The sequence below is a fragment of the Acidithrix sp. C25 genome (assembly GCF_904848545.2).
The window spans coordinates 142,711-159,105 of record NZ_CAJHCI020000006.1 but is presented as its reverse complement, the minus strand read 5'-3'; the positions used below and the strand labels follow the sequence as shown (position 1 = coordinate 159,105).

Annotated in this window: 10 protein-coding genes; 2 read left to right on the top strand and 8 right to left on the bottom strand. The window is 47.2% G+C overall.

What is annotated here, in order from left to right; translation table 11 throughout:
• Nucleotides 1-67: 67 nt before the first annotated feature.
• Complete coding sequence (locus ACIDITHRIX25_RS70010) at nt 68-574, bottom strand: LysM peptidoglycan-binding domain-containing protein (protein WP_201732248.1); 507 nt, start codon at nt 572-574, stop codon at nt 68-70.
• Nucleotides 575-695: 121 nt separating this feature from the next.
• On the opposite strand from ACIDITHRIX25_RS70010, the gene lexA reads away from it, so the two are divergent.
• The gene (gene lexA, locus ACIDITHRIX25_RS70005; protein WP_052603893.1) at nt 696-1,352 is read left to right on the top strand and encodes a transcriptional repressor LexA; all 657 of its coding nucleotides are present in this window, start codon (nt 696-698) and stop codon (nt 1,350-1,352) included.
• Between the two features lie 123 nt (nt 1,353-1,475).
• On the opposite strand, the gene dapE is transcribed toward lexA, so the two are convergent.
• From dapE to dapF, 5 genes are all read right to left on the bottom strand, one after another.
• Entirely contained in the window at nt 1,476-2,573 is a 1,098-nt protein-coding gene (dapE, locus tag ACIDITHRIX25_RS70000; protein WP_201732247.1) for a succinyl-diaminopimelate desuccinylase, read from the bottom strand.
• 1 nt (nt 2,574) lies between these two features.
• Complete coding sequence (locus tag ACIDITHRIX25_RS69995; protein WP_201732246.1) at nt 2,575-3,393, bottom strand: 2,3,4,5-tetrahydropyridine-2,6-dicarboxylate N-succinyltransferase; 819 nt, start codon at nt 3,391-3,393, stop codon at nt 2,575-2,577.
• 295 nt (nt 3,394-3,688) lie between these two features.
• Nucleotides 3,689-4,798 carry an aminotransferase class I/II-fold pyridoxal phosphate-dependent enzyme gene (locus ACIDITHRIX25_RS69990; protein WP_201732245.1) on the bottom strand — a complete coding sequence of 370 codons (1,110 nt, stop codon included), beginning with the start codon at nt 4,796-4,798 and terminating at the stop codon, nt 3,689-3,691.
• A gap of 74 nt (nt 4,799-4,872) precedes the next feature.
• Nucleotides 4,873-6,138: a GTPase HflX gene (gene hflX, locus ACIDITHRIX25_RS69985; protein ID WP_082058345.1), complete on the bottom strand. Its 1,266-nt coding sequence runs from the start codon at nt 6,136-6,138 to the stop codon at nt 4,873-4,875.
• Between the two features lie 27 nt (nt 6,139-6,165).
• Nucleotides 6,166-7,071 (bottom strand): diaminopimelate epimerase, encoded by a 906-nt coding sequence (gene dapF / locus ACIDITHRIX25_RS69980; protein ID WP_213333384.1) that lies wholly within the window; start codon nt 7,069-7,071, stop codon nt 6,166-6,168.
• Between the two features lie 650 nt (nt 7,072-7,721).
• Here dapF and ACIDITHRIX25_RS69975 point away from each other — a divergent pair.
• The gene (locus ACIDITHRIX25_RS69975) at nt 7,722-9,269 is read left to right on the top strand and encodes a metallophosphoesterase (RefSeq protein WP_201732243.1); all 1,548 of its coding nucleotides are present in this window, start codon (nt 7,722-7,724) and stop codon (nt 9,267-9,269) included.
• 520 nt (nt 9,270-9,789) lie between these two features.
• Here ACIDITHRIX25_RS69975 and ACIDITHRIX25_RS69970 read toward each other — a convergent pair.
• Both ACIDITHRIX25_RS69970 and miaA read right to left on the bottom strand, forming a co-directional pair.
• A complete protein-coding gene (locus ACIDITHRIX25_RS69970; RefSeq protein ID WP_201732242.1) occupies nt 9,790-14,439 on the bottom strand; it encodes a PAS domain S-box protein in 4,650 nt (1,549 codons plus the stop codon).
• A 647-nt stretch (nt 14,440-15,086) separates the two neighbouring features.
• Nucleotides 15,087-16,013 carry a tRNA (adenosine(37)-N6)-dimethylallyltransferase MiaA gene (gene miaA, locus ACIDITHRIX25_RS69965; RefSeq protein ID WP_201732241.1) on the bottom strand — a complete coding sequence of 309 codons (927 nt, stop codon included), beginning with the start codon at nt 16,011-16,013 and terminating at the stop codon, nt 15,087-15,089.
• Nucleotides 16,014-16,395 lie beyond the last annotated feature (382 nt).

Genomic DNA, 16,395 nt, shown 5'->3' with positions numbered 1-16,395 from the left:
AGAAACCACAACGAAAGAGAAAAGGTGTCACCAAAAATTATGGATCCTTGAACGCTTCGATAGCCTCCTAGGGGATCGCAATAACTTCGCCTGGATAGATCGTCGTCGTACCCAATTTAGCCAAGATACGCTCTTCAACCGAGAATACGCTTTGACCATTCGCAAAGCGTTGCGAAATCGTCCATACCGTATCTCCGGGTTGAACCACATAGTGACGAACCGAAGCCAAAGCGATCTTTGATGGCACTCCCATGGAGCTGAAATAGAGAGATAAGCAGAGAGAGAGCAACACAAAACCTACCAAGATCGCGCCTTTCATCGTCTCCGACAATGAAAGGCGATCATCCTTTGCGGTCCTGGTTTTAGCGTGTAACGCCACGGCGCTCGAGGCATAGACTGCCCGATAATTTGGCCGATCTTTCAGATATGATCCAAAACTCATTTGAGAGTGGCTCATATTATCACCTTCATAAAGATAGACGTCGGACCTAATCCGAGGTGGTATGGCTGATCTGTCGATTCCATACTTAGTGGTATCTAAATAACCTGACGCCGAATTTTCGCTAGACAACATTGAAATTACTCCCCAATCGCAATAACCTCTCGAACACTGATACTAGTTTATCGAACACATGTACGTTCGATAAAATAGAACAAATGTTGTATTTCCTCGAACAAAGTGATAACATGTCACTATGACAACTGAGCCGCCAAATAACGAGATTTTGACCGTCAAGCGTCGTGAGATCCTCACGTATATAGAGCGGACTCAAATTGAGCGTGGATATCCGCCATCTGTAAGAGAGATCGCTACAGCATGTTCGCTCTCGTCACCAGCGTCTGTTCAGTTTCACCTGAAAGTTCTCCAAAAACAGGGATTCCTCATGCGCGACCTATCCAAGCCACGCGCGCTAACCGTGAACATGTCATCGAGGTCCTTATCCTCATCTAATGACGATGCCCTTTCGATCCCCGTAATCGGACTTATTGCAGCTGGATCAGGAGCCCTCGCCCTTGAAAATCCAACCGATGAAGTTGCACTAATACCGGCTTTTCTTGGGGACGCCACGACCCTCTTTGCCCTGAGAGTAAAGGGTGATTCAATGATTGGCGATGGAATCTTCGAGCGCGACATCATCGTCGCTCGAAAACAGTCCACCGCTACAACTGGTGAATTAGTAATTGCCGGCCTAAGGGACGAAACCGAGGCTACGGTAAAGAGAATTGAGATCGATAGGGCAAAAAATAGAATCGTCCTAAAGCCGTCCAACCCAGCCTATAGCCCAATGCAATATCCGATGGATCAAGTAGCAATCTATGGCCGCGTTGTCTTTCTTCAAAGACAATTTTAAAGATTTGCTAGCTTAGTATTTCACCATTGTCCAAAGGTGACGCTCACAACCAAGTCGACAACTTCGTTAAAATCAACTCTCAACGAAGTTGAGATATAGTTAGGGGCAAAAGATACGAAAGGGCTATTTCTCCGACCGTAATCCAATTACTTGAGATCCAATTACTTGAGATAAAGTCAAATAGCAGAAATCTAGCTCTTGTATAGATACAATCTCTTGATCGGTATGGGCCAAAGTTGGATCACCAGGTCCAAAGTTACAAGCTGAAACTTGACGCTCCCAAAAAAATGCAACATCCGTCCAGCCCAGTTTGGCCCTTACCTTCCCACCAGCGACATCTGACAAGCTAGAGATAAGGCTATTTCCAAGATTGGGTGGGGCCGAAGGAGCCCAGTCAACAAGCTCTACCTTATCTCCGTAATCACTGGAAATTTTCGAAGTTAGAAACTCCTCGATCTCCAAAAGCGATTGCGAATCATTCCCCGCTGGTGCAAATCGGTAATTTACGCCGATCTCGACCCGATCCGGGACAACATTGCCGGCTATTCCCCCATTGATCGAGGTAGCAAGAAGCGACTCCTTGAAGTCACAGCTATCAATAGAAACCGCTTTGGATACATAGCTGTCGAGCGCTCCAAGAAGTGCATAACTACGATGGATTGCATTGACTCCCATCCAAGGTCGAGCGCTATGAGCTCGCTCTCCGGCAATTGTCACTTTGAATTTAGCAGTACCCTGGCAACCTGCCTCTATATATCCTCCGGTTGGCTCCATGAGCACTGCCCCCGATGCCCTCAAAAGCCCTCGGTTAAAAGCTTCAATCTCAAGAAGTCCAGAGAAGCTCCGGCTTATCTCTTCACTGGCATAAAATACATATCTAACGTACTTGCCGCCAATTTGCGATAGAAGTAGCTTCATCATTACCGCAATGCCGCCCTTCATGTCGACAGCACCTAAACCACATAGGGAATCTGCGACAATCTTTGGCTTCAAGTTAGGCGATGGTGGGACAGTATCAATATGACCAGCGATTATTATTCCTTGGTCATCCATGTAGCCGCTAGGGGTCGCCACTATATTGTTGCCGATTCGAACCAGATCATAGAAGTCCGAGACCCTCAGTCGACCCTCGATAAAATCAGCAATCTCTCGTTCATTTCTTGAGAGAGAGTCGATGCAGACTAACTCATAGGCCAGATCAAGAAGGTCTCTACTTTCCATGTTAAAGAGCAACTCCACTCTCGCGTAGAAAATCATTTAGAGCGGTCTTGTCGTGGCGTTGCCCCTTGTCTAGTCGCTTTATCACAAGGACACAGGGTAGGTAGAACTCTCCACCGCTAAATTGCTTACGACGTGAACCCGCTACTGCGACTGCCCACGGAGGAATGTGGCCCCTTGATATCTCCTCGCCAGATTCTGTATCAATGACTGGAATCGACGGATTCAAAATCACTCCAGCGCCCACGACCGCACCCTTACCAACTCGAGCCCCCTCGGTGATCATCGCACGGGACCCAATGAACGCCTCGTCCTCTATTATTACAGGTGCCGCTTGAGGAGGCTCAAGGACTCCACCGATTCCAACCCCACCTGCCAAATGAACGCGCTTGCCAATCTGCGCACACGAACCCACGGTCGCCCAAGTGTCCACCATGGTATCTTCCTCAACACGGGCGCCAAGATTGACGTAACTTGGCATCATTGTGACTCCTGGTGCGAGATATGATCCCCAGCGCGCAGAGGCTCCTGGAACCACTCGAACTCCTATGGCCTCATAGTTAGACTTGAGCGGAATCTTATCTCGAAACTCAAAGGGGTTGGAGTTGGTCGTTTCCATAGGAGAGACCCTAAAGAGCAAGAGGATTGCTCGTTTGATCCATTCATTCACAAAGACACTGCCATCTTCTTGAATAAAGGCGACGCGCAGATCACCAGAGTCCAATTGATCGATAACCTTAGCAATAGTTCGATAGGCATCTAAATCATTCGGATTTAATTTATCACGCGATTGCCATAATTCTTCGATTTGCGACTCGAGCACAAATCCTCCATTTCCAATGTCAAACAAATTTTGGTACACAAAGTTTCAATTTCAATATCGAACTATCACACTACCAAGGCCAATGTCACACAAGTCGCATTTGGGCCCAACCAAACAATTACAATTCGACAAATAGGATAATTCTCATGGCCATTGCTAAGGCAAAAAGGCCAGCCCCCAATTTCTAGAATCTCTTAGTAGAGCTGCTTGGTAAGATCTCAAGGGAAGTTCCAAAACAAGACCACAGCCTTTTTGGGTTCGACAGCTCCAAACGGCAGCCCTAAAAGTCCACGTGCTAGCGCAATCTCTCTAAGATCCCAAAGAGTGTTTGAGTTGGTGCCACAGCTGCCAGGCGAAGATAGTTACGACTACTTTGACCATAGAACTCTCCTGGACTGCCAATAATCCCTGTCGCCTTGGCGAATGCGGCGGCGATGGCAAAACCATCCTCGTTGTCCTGGCCATGTAACCAAATGTAAAAACCACCTTGGGGAAATGTCGCTAAATAGCCAAGCCTCTCAACGATCTCTAGCAAGATCGTCAATCTCTCTCGATATATGTTTGCTTGGTGGTTTACGTGAACTTGGTCTCCAAGCAACTTGGTTGCAATAGCCTGCATCGGACCAGGGATCATCAAGCCGCCATGTTTTCTCACCTCGGCTAGGTATTCAACCAGAGTGGCATCTCCAGCATAAAAGCCAACTCGACCACCTGCAAAGTTTGATCGCTTAGAGAGAGAGTGTATAGCTAGCAAATCTTGAGTTCCGTGCTCTAATATCGTTCTAGGCGGACCGTCCCAAGTGAATTCAACGTAACACTCATCAGAGATGACCACAAATCCAAATCTTCGCCCGATGGCAACTGCGCGGGATAAATCGCTCACCGCTCCAGCCGGATTCGAAGGCGAATTGACCCACAGACAGAGAGTCCTCTCCAAGATCGCCTCGTCGATGGCTCCAAGGTTAAGCTCACCTGAGGGCAAGAGGGGTACTGCGATGGGTGTACATCCACCGAGAAGCGCCCCCATTGCATAGGTAGGATAGGACACCTGGGGATACAACACAACATCGCGATCTGGGGTTCGCAACCGCAGATAATTAGGGGTCGATGCCACAAACTCCTTGAGTCCGACACAAGCCGCTAGCTGATTTGCCTCTAGTTCAACTCCGAGTCGCTCATAATTCCACTTTAAACAGGCATCTCTAAGGTCAGCCGATCCAATCGAACTTGGATAACCACGCGCACTCACAAGTTGAGAGGAGAGCTCACCGACAAAATCAGGAAGGGGGTCGATCGGAGTTCCGATCGAGAGATCAACGACCTCCAGACCGGCTTCGATTGGCAGTTTTTTAATCTCACCGAGACGATCATGAGGATATGGAGGAGGAACAAAACCACTAGTCATATTAAAGACAATAGATCCTCATATCCATAGAATGAAACGTTGTTGAGGCATCAAAACTGAGAGTTGGACCGAAGTCAAAGTGACGGAACGACAAACTCCTCAAAGAGACCAAGACTTCCACTATCTAAACGTGCTGTTATCTCATAGCCTTCGTCGGTTGAGGTCATAGATAGAATCTCACCCTCACTATGGAGTCGAGCTAAAATATCCCCTCTAGATAGGGCGATTTTGAGATAATAGATCTTGGTCTGTTCCCTTATCAATGCAGCAATTTGAAGACGAAGTTCCTCCAAGCCATCACCACGAACCGCCGATACAAATACAGCTTGAGGAAAGTCCAGCCGCAAAGTCGATAGGTCTTCGACTAAGTCAATCTTATTAAAGACCAATAATTCGCGAACGTTCTCAGCATCTATTTCAATCAGAACCTCCCGAACCGCACGCATCTGACCGTGAGGATCCGGTGAAGTTGCATCTACGACATGTAGCAAGAAGTCTGACTCACGAACGACCTCGAGGGTTGACCTAAAGGACTCGATTAATTGGTGTGGCAACTTCTTTATAAAGCCGACGGTATCCGAGAGCAGAAACCCCTCGCCACCTGGGAGCAACATCCTACGGGTTCGAGTGTCGAGCGTTGCAAACAACTTGTTCTCTACAAAGACATCCGAATCACACAGAGCATTTATCAATGACGACTTCCCTGCATTGGTGTAGCCAACTAAAGAAGCAGTCTGAGTTCTTGATGCCACCCGCGAAGATGCTTGGACTCGCCTATTCTTTGCATAGTCATCCAATTGATGTTTGAGGCGTGATATCCGGGCCTGAATTCTACGGCGATCCTCTTCAAGTTTGGTCTCGCCTGGACCTCGCGTTCCGATCCTACCGGTCTGCTGGGAAAGCGAGATCCCTCTACCCCGTAGACGTGGAAGACGATAACTCAAAAGCGCCAATTCGACTTGGGCTTTACCCTCCATCGACTTTGCATTTTGTGCGAAGATATCCAAGATCAGTGCGGTTCTGTCGATTGCAGTCCTACCAAGAACCTTTTCAAGATTCCGCTGTTGAGCCGGAGTTAGCTCATCGTCAAAGATAACAGTATCGCAATCAGTTGCATATGAAAGCTCCTTGAGTTCTTCAACCTTTCCCTTTCCAAGGAAATACCCTGGATCCCGAGCGGCCATGCGCTGAGTAAGACGGCCAACTACGTCGGCCCCCGCAGTATCGACAAGAAGTGCCAACTCAGTAAGCGACTCCTCAACTGCCATTGGTGAATCCCCAGGGAAGACTGCGCCGACAAGCACAATCTTCTCCCTAAAACTACGTTCAATTAATGTCATTTGACTACTTCAAACCAAGAAATGGCTTCACAAGGAAAATACCTCGTGGGATGTTTCGATTGTACCAATAAAATTGCTCTCCCCGTTTAATATAGTCTCGCCACTTTTTTCATCATAGAAGACACCAACACGACCACCAGGATTTATTACCTCGACTGGATTTTGGACCATACCTTGAGAGATCAGCAAGTACGCGCTCGCCGTCGAACCTGATCCACAAGCTAAAGTTACACCTACCCCGCGTTCAAAGACGCGCATATCGACGAAATCTGACAATGTGTCACCAATTTGAGCAAGATTGAGCCACTCTACATTGATTCCACCGTCAAATTCGCCTTGAAGATCCAAACCATACCTTTGGATATCCAAGTTATGAAAGATCTCTTTACTAACTCCGCTGCGTGATATCGACCCAGTTGACTCTAGTTTGGGGACTAATACCAAATGGGGATTGCCCACATTTAGCACAGTTCCCATCCAGTCAACTCCCAAAAAGGAGTAGGAACGTGAAAAGACCTCTCCCACCACGGATACCTCGCCCATCGAAACCGAAAATTCACATCTCGTATCTTTCGGATCCCCTAGCACAGAGATCGAGCGAACTCCTCCTTTGGTAGAGATATCAAAGTGATCATCGTTCAGAATTGCAAACTTCCTACTTGCATGAGCCAAGCATCGAATACCATTCCCGCTGATTTCTGCTTCCGAGCCATCGGCATTAAAAAGTCTCATATTTAGACGCGAGCTTTCGTCAACAAATCCGACTATCAGCCCGTCTGCGCCTACTCCATGCCTGCGATCCAAAAGTGAGACAACTCGCTTTGAGATGTCATCTGGGAGATCATTATTTGAATCGATAAAGGTGACTAGAAAATCGTTACCGAGCCCTTCGAATTTATATAAGGAGCGCAAATTGTTCACCACTACAAGCATAACTTTGAACCGACTACTTCATGATATTACAACGAGTACTCGTAAGTCACCGATTACAGCCAGGATCAATTGAAAGCGATACCGGGTTGGAAGATTGTCGACGGACTCCAAAATATCATTAGGTCCAGATTTCTCCTTGAACGAACTGGGCGCGATAGTTCAGCTAATCTTATGAAAGATTTGATCTAAATTTAATGCAACTTTACCCTTTTATTAATCCAGACATAATTGAATGTTACATTAGAGAAAGGCGTTAGAGATTCACCTTCAGGAGTTAGATTGAACCACCCCCATGGCACACCCCGCTTAGGTACAATCGTCAACCTGATCTTGAAAGTATCACAGCTATTATGTTGATCCCCATCTCATATATGCAGCTAAGATACCAAGCGCCTTTTCCAGGTTTAGAAACTTTATGAGCGTCTCATCAACTAGAGATACTTCTCAAATCGAGATACTTGTTGAATCGATAGATACGGATCGAGACGCTCTAGTGACTCTTGATGGATCAAAAGAGACAAAGAAAAGCCAAAACCTCTGCTTCTAATAGGGAACAGCTCCAAAGATATCCTTCAAGCGACCTAAAGGCTATCTTGAAAACGGATTTAGAGTTTTATGGATCAGGATCCAAACAACTAGGAGTAAAAAAGATGGACACTTCGCTGGAGAGACTATCCGAGGGAGAGGTCATTCAAACGGGCAGGTCACGGGAGTTCCTGGCTCTTAGAGCCATCGAAGGCCAGCCTCACCTCGACCGCGAAGATCTCCATAGCAAGTTCGCTTCACCTAGGCCAAGTGAGCCTCGCGCTCGGCTGGTTCACATCACAGACTTCCAACTCTGTGATCCTTCCTCCCCGACACGGTTTGAATTTGTCAATAAGCTATTTGGAATCGCAAGTGCCAAAGATCTCTTTCCGGGTCACAGGGCTCAAGAAACCCTAATCCCCTTTGCGATCGCTCAAGCAATTGCATACATCAACGAACTCTCTTCGAAGAGTTCGATTGATATGTGTTTGATAACTGGCGACACCATCGACAACTCACAAGCAAACGAAGCCGAAACTTTGCTCAGTCTACTTAGTGGTGAAGCATTGGAGCTCAAAAAGACCTTCGGCCAATACTTTGGGGTTCAGTCAACGGAGTGGAACGATGACTTCTTTTGGCACCCAGATTCTATCGACGACCAACCTAAATCCGAACTAGGCTACCCCACCCTAGAGGGCCTATTCAAAGCAATCAATGACAAATACCCAAACCAAGGGCTATTGGTACCGTGGCTGCTCTCCAACGGAAATCACGAAGTTCTTATCCAAGGAATGGGAGCTTGCACCGAGGCTTCAAATGCCCTCGCGGTTGGAGGCCAAAAAGCATTTGACTTTGGAGACAACATCGACTACCTTGTGGCCTCAAGGAAGTTCGAGACCGATCCGTCCACGGTCTTTTCAAAGGCGGAAAGACGCCCAGTCGAGCCAAGCTCCCAGCGCCGACTAATTCAATCTCACGAATTCATAGAGATGATTAGAGAAACTCCTGGCCTTCCTAACGGCCACGGCTTCCTAGATAAAGGCGGACTCGAAGCCAACTTCAACTTCGTCCATCTCGATCGGATCAAAGGAATCGTTTATATCTTTTTGGACACCGCTGTTCGATCTGGTGGTGCCAGGGGAGGCATTGACAACGAGCAATTTGAATGGCTCAAATCAGCGCTTGCTCAAAGCTTCGATGAGATCCAATCCCCATCACCCATTGGCATCATCGTCTCTCACCATGGCCTAGATGAGATCGACTTCAATGGCAACCCGGAGGTAACAAGGTCATCCTTAGTTGATCTTATTCACAGTTATCGCCAAATTCGCCTTTGGTTCTGCGGTCATACCCATGAAAACCGAATTCTAGCAATCCCTAATCCAAATAGAGCTGACACTGGACTCTTTCAGATCACCTCCGCTTCAATGATGGACTGGCCCTGTTCTATCCGCGAAGCCTCGATCTACGATTATGAGAATGGCGAAATCGAGGTAGAACTTACGATGCATCATTCCAATTCTGCTAAGCCAAAGACGATAACGAGCATCTACGACTTAGCAAGCTGGCACCAGCTCATAGCAGCAAACTCGCCCTACATCGGAATCGACTCATTCCTAGAAGGAGCCCCAGAGGACCAAAACGTTCGTCTATGGTTTGGAGCCATCGACTAGGTCCATCTAGTTCTGTTTAAATCGGTCTCGGCGATCATTCTCGTTGCTCAAATCTTGCCACACCTCATCAACGCCCCCAGCCGTTGGCAACCAAAGGTGACAAAATAGCCAAGCGGGTGCACGAGCAAGCCATTTCTCAGTTTTGACCCTCTCACGCGTAATCCTCTGGTGAAAAAACATCAAATGCTACGCTGCTTACCGTTATGATGCCATGTCTTGCGATTTGATCAATAACCTTTTCGGAAGCGGCCTTTGGACGGCGCCATAAAGGCATGCATCGTTCGATTGGCGTAGTTGCTTGATCTATATTCTTAGCTGATCGATATCGGACCTTGGTCTCCCAGCCAAGAAGCCAAAAACTATCACTTGATCACCCTTAGCAAATCTGCCAGCACTTTAGACAATTACCACTCATGGGTGGGGAGATTGCCTAATTCAAAGAATCTCGGCCAAGATCATAAATCCAACTTTGTTTGACCACGTCACTAAAGATGGATCATATCTTTAGAGTTCCTTGGAGTCATTCACCTTCAAAGACATAGCAATTCCCCCCACGGCGCTTTGCTTCATACATCAAATGGTCCGCACGCCTCAATAGCGCATCAGGATCATCGTTACCCGTCTTAGAAAATGAAACGCCAATAGAGGCGGTTATCGTCACCCACTGAGTACACTCTTCATTGATTGCAACTGGAGCTCCAATGGCCTGCATTATCCGGCCAATAATCTCACTAGCAACCTCTATTTCATCGATAGACCCTAAAATGCATACAAATTCGTCCCCTCCGATTCGCGCTACAGTATCAACCTCGCGAATTGCGGACTCAATCCTCCTAGCCAATGTAATCAGCAATTCATCCCCGGTCCTATGGCCATACCTGTCATTGACGGGCTTAAAGTTATCAAGGTCCAAAAATGCCAATGCAGTCATACCGCCAAAGCGCCGATTAAGGGCTAACTGGTCGGCCATCTTTTCTCCGACGAGACTTCTATTTGGAAGATTGGTTAGGTGGTCAAAATATGCCAATTTAGCCAGTCGGCTTTGATAGTCCATCAAATCCGAGATGTCAGAAAAGAGCACAACATAAAGTTCGGGCGCACCTCGTTTCCCAAATATGGTGGAGATGTTGACAAAGGCCGAAAAAGTTGACCCATCCTTACGCCTTTGCTCCAGCGATCCACTCCAGTGGCCCTCGGATCGCAATTGGGTGTTCATGTAATCATAAAAGGTGAAGTCCGCAGACTCACTAGCGAGAAAACGAGAACTCTGGCCAATTAAATCCTCACGTTGGAAACCAGTCATTCGTACGCAGGCAGGGTTTATGTCAATTATTCGGGAATCAGCGTCAACTATCACAATGGCTTCGGAGGTATGTTCAAAGACCACTGCTGCCTTTTGAAGTTGCTTCTCGGCGATCCGAGCCTCGGTGATATCCGTTCCTACAATAACAAAGGACGAGGCCAGGCCATCAAGATCATAGATTGCACTATTGATCCACTCGATAACCCGACGCTCACCGTCTCCGCGAATCCAAGCTGATATAGTTTTTTGGCTCACGTTGCCAGCCAATGCGTCCACAAACCATGCTCGAACCACCGGTTGTGCCTCTGGAGAAAAGTATTCGACTATCCGAAATGGCTCTCGCATTATCTCCTCCAGTGAAGTCCCCGTGAACTCCAAGACAACGCGATTACAACGTATAACTCGACCAGAGCGATCCAAGACAAAGATCAGCTTGGGAATTGCCTCTATAACCTGAGCGATAAAGTCCAAGTCGTCGCGGACCAGAGCGGCATTACGACTCCTTTCGGTGACGTCAATGCCATAGATGACAATGGCTGCATTGGAGTCGCCAAGCTCCTGCAATACCGACGTGTAGTGCATCTCCACCAGTCGTTTCGTCCCATCTAGATGATGGTGCCACACCTCGTTTACCCCGGAGTCACCATGTTTCATAACCCTAAGAAAGGTCTCCTCAATTAGAGTTTGGTCCTTCGGGTCGATCCAGCTTCTCCATAATTCAGGGTTCGCAAGTACTTCATGGCTACTACGGCCAGTTAGAAGTTCGGCCCCACGATTAAATCGTGTGATTTGGCCCCTTTTGTCCAAGACCATAACTGATGCAGCCACCGAAGCCATAATTCGATCATTTAAAGTTCTTTCATGTCTAAATTGAGCGACTAATTCATCCCCGTCTCGAAACTCAACAAGTGCCAGAAAGAGCTCGGCATCCTCTCCCTCGCCATGGAGAGCCGTATGGTAATGCATGCGAAAGCTACCACCTAGATGATCACGGACGACAAGCTCTCCCGCCCACTCACTTGTGACGCCGTAACGAAATTGAAGGACTAACGAACGTCTTCTATCCAACTCCGGGATTAAATCAAAGACACTAAGGGTCCTTATTACATCTTCTTTATAACCAAAACGATCGATGGCTTCACGATTAGCTTGGACGATTCCGCCATCACTAGCTCTTATTGAAAACTTATAAGCAGTTGGAAGTTCAAAAAGTGTCGACAAAAACTCCTGGCGACTTGCACCTATCTCATCGGCCTTCTTGAGTTTCAAACATAGAGAGATAATCGAACCAACCATCTGCAACAACATCGAGTCAAACTCTCGAACAATCCCCTCATTAAATATAAAAATCGAGAGTACTCCAATAGTATCGGCCGAGTTCTCCCTCAGGGGAACCGACCAGCAGGCTGAGATTCCAAGGATTTCAACTGCTTCTCGAAGATCGCTCCATCCCGGGTCAGATCGGACATTGCTTACAAAGATCTCCTTGTTTTGAAGAATTGCAAGACCATCTAATCCATTAAAGTTCGAAATACTAAGGCCACTAAGCAAAGGCCATTTAAGCGGAGGCAAGCTTGGAGACCAAGCAACATTAAGATTCGCGTCATCATCCAAGATTAGAACGCTCGCCATGGAGCCAGGAATCAACTTCTCAATCTCGATCAATGCATCCTCGACGACTTGAGATGGAGAAATGCCCTCTTCAATCTCTGCGAGCAATCGGCCCTGAAGAGAATGGAGATCCTTCATTTGGCGTAGTGAAATAGAATTTAAAGTAGAAAGTTCAAAGGCTGATCCCTCGTGCGCGGTTGGCGCAGGCATCGATCGAGAGATCTCTAAATTGAGATTTATCAATCGAGCTAGGTCTTCCTCTAAACGCAAGAGTGAACCTAGGCCAGCATTTTGCCTAGAATCCTCGACAAATTCTAAGATTCTCCGATCTATGAGGTCGCTGTTTAAGCCACCTATCCTCAATTTAAGATCTGAGACCAGATCGCTCACATCGATTGACTTCAGAAAAGTCTCCAGAGCAATTACCCGTCTGGACCATTTTCTAAGATAGGCCAGCGCTCCAAGTGAAGTGCGAACACTAGCAGCTGGCTCGTCATATCGAAAGCGGTTAGACCACTCAACAATACCCTCAAAACTAACCGGATGGCCCAAACCGTAACCTTGCCCGAAGTCCGCACCCAAGATAGCCACGGCCTCTACCAGGGAGTCGTTTTCGAGACCCTCTACTACGACACGCATTCCAAGGTCATGGGCTAAATCTGTCAAATGCGCCACCAAGTCTACAGAATGCGCAACGTCGGTTGGAGATCTAATTAGCTCTTGGTCGATCTTTACTTCATCAAAGCCGACACTCTCAAGACGCAAAAGCGAGCTGTATCCAGCCCCTAGGTCATCTTGTGCAAGGTGGACCCCCATAGCGCGAGCGCGATGTAAAACTGTGGAAGAAAGACCATCGCCTAGCAGAAGATCTTCATCCTCTGTAAGCTCAAGGGTCAAAAGATAAGGATCGACACCAGACTCGCTAAGGTTGCGTTCGATGCTCTTTATATATCTATCATCGAACATGCCCTGAGGCGGAAAATTTACGCTAAGGCCACATGAAAGACCATGTCTTCTCCAGGCCAAGATAGCAGACAGACCAGTATTCAAGCCCTGTTCAAATAGATAAAATAGGTCATCCGATCCAAAGGCACGAAGGAATCGCGCCGGCGACAACAACTCTCCATTCGAATCTCGAAGGCGAGCTAGCGCTTCAACCTTATAGAGATCACCACTGCGTAAGTTGACGATAGGTTGATAGACGATCTCAAGTCCACCACCATAGAGTAACGATCTAAAAAGTTTACGCTCGCCATGGGAAATTATCAGATCCGAACTATCCAGCCGAGAAAGTGCGTCACTAAATAGGTGGCAGACGTGTTCTAGAATACGCCGCCTGCGATTCATACCAAAATACCCAAGAACCCTGGAATATCCATTTATGACCGCAACAACATCACCATTGCCAGCTGTAACTGGAAGCCCGACTCCCGAGCGCAATCCAAGAGAGATTAGATCCTCTCTCCAAGGAGCCATTCCTGGATCCATTGCAATCGAGTTGCAGACCTCTACGCGACCAGATCGAAACGATCTTCCGCTAGGTCCCATCCCCGAAGCAGCACTCGATCGGACCGAGATCGGCGAGACATTTCCTAGCTCCATTTGTCTTTGATATTTTGAGAATTTATCGCCCACATAATACTCGTACTGGACAACCCCGTTACCATCAGGTCGTCCAAATGCAACCATATCAACACCATCGAGGCCATGAAGCAGTCCTAGAAAATTTCTTATCAAATCAGCCGAGGTACTCGCTTGAGCCACCATCTCGCTTACGCGATCGAACAGTAAATCCAGCTCCTCTTCGATCGCGGTCTCGCTATCAAATACAGACTTGATCAACATGTCAAGGCGCATAGATACGCCAAAACAATACTCGTCAACCAGCGGGCGAGCAATGCCTCCTCCTAAAAGGTGGGTCGAAAGCATCTCGATCAATTGGTGATTCAACGCAATAGTCCAAGCCGGTCGAACTCCAATGGTCGCATGCGCTTGACCGAGTCCGCCGAAGAGACCAAGGAGATCTTCCACCGTCTTTTGTGGATCAAGCAGGTCGATTAAAAGTTTAACAAATTGGTGCCGTAAATTCTCGGTCTCCTCGGGCGTCAGGAGGCTAAATATATCCGCCACATGAGAAAACTTGGAGTACGAGCTAAAGAAGAAGTCAACAAAACTGTCTATCGCCCCGGCAATGATCTCACGAGGCGCGTTAGTTAATTTATGACCTCTGGGCTCCAAATTCTCGAAATCAATCACTTAGACGCCGTTTCTCATTGCGACCATTTGGCCTCTCAAATTATTATCGATTCCTGATAACCATTTCCTTTAGCCATTTCCGAACCAATTCCTTTGGATTCCCCAACTTGAAGTGCCAACATCCCACCCATTACTGCCACCGAGAAGCAAAACCGATACAAATGCGAATTGAAGGTCACGAATTACCTATTCGTTTAGAAAAAATGATCCTTGACCAAATCATCCGATCGGCAAAATAATGGATCCAAACCTTGTGGGGAGAAAAAGATATCAATAAACTAAACCCAATGTACTACGCTTTCAAAGTAGTACCATCCAACACTATAATTCAAGCAAATCGCGGATTCAATATAAAGAATACAAAAGCCAAGCTAAGAAATATCCCGAGCGTCAAAAGCTCCATGGATCCCGAGCTACGCTCTCCCATGCAAGGCACAAAGGCAACTAGTGACGGTGGATTCTATGACCAACAGTCGCATAGAGGGATCTTCTGACTCATGCTGGGCCCACTTATTATTAGCCCAGGTAATTATTAGAAAAGTGAAGGCGAATTCACGGCGAATTCACCACAAGCTAGCCATTTTGAGCAAAGGCAGCGGATAATTCCGACAAATGGGAGCCCCTGGGAGTCCTAAATCGCTGAGACGTCACAAGGTGTCGATTTGGTCCAGGATATATTTTTGAGCTTCTTTAATCTCTCGAAACCAAACGATACGAGGATCGCGTCCGAACCAAGATCGTTGCCTTTTGGCGAATTGAAGCGTCCTAGTCAAAGTGGCTTCCTTGGCTTCTTCAAGAGAGAGAGCGCCATCGATATATCTAAATAGCTCTAAATAGCCAATCGCATGAAGGGCAGTCCGCGACAGGTCAAAGTTCTCCTTGAGCCACCGCGCCTCCTCAATCCAGCCATAGTCAATCAATCGATCAATTCGATACGCTAAGTCAATTCGAGCCTTCAAAAGGTCCGTTTCGATTCCGACTATCTCACCACTGGATAAAGGATAGGCATCTACCCCTCCCCCAAATTCTGAAAACCTTCGGCCAGTAATTTCAATAACTTCGAGAGCCCGAATAATTCGCCTCGAATTATTCGGGTCAATCCTACTGGATGCAACCGGATCCAATCGGACGAGGTCCGCCCAAAGGGGGGCCAAGCCACGCTCAAGCGCTTGTTCTTCCAAAAAAGCTCTAACTGTTGGATTATTCGGAGGAATCTCTAGATTATCAAAGACCGCAGTGTGGTAAAGCCCTGATCCTCCAACAAAGAGCGCGATCTCATCTCTAGAAAGTTGCCCTAAATACCAATTTGAGGCTTGGCGAAATTGAGCGATCGAAAACTCTTCGTCTGGATCGACAAGGTCGATCAACCCATAGTGTATTCCACCAAGTTCGTCAGCACTAGGTTTGGCAGTCCCGATGTCCATGTAACGATAGATAGCCATGGAATCGCAAGAAAGAAGAGCTACTTTGGGCCATGCGTGAGCAATCTCAATAGAAATAGCCGTCTTTCCCACACCGGTTGCGCCCACAATGGCCATCTTTCGTGGATCATTGGTCCCTCGGTGCTCTGACATCTCGGTTTGATCGCTCCAGTCGGTTCATACTTGCATCTTCAACATAACGTGCAAAATCCATCTCCAGCCTCATTTCTTAGCTGGCAAGCATCTTCGGGCTGCATAGTTACTCGCCGTTAGTTCCACTAACCCACTGCCAGCTTTACCCCATTTATAGCGAGTCATATTGAGCTTGGACCTATACGAATACTTGACTATAACTCAAGGCAAGTCTCCCCGCTCAAGAGCAAAATCAAATCAACAAGACAATGTAGCCATCAACCATGCCGGGTTGAATTTCGCTGTTCTTGAATTTTGCTAGGTTTAAATCTTGCTGAGTTTAAAACAAATCCATACAATTCAAATAGCGAGCGCATCTGAAAGCAACACCCTATCGTTCGAA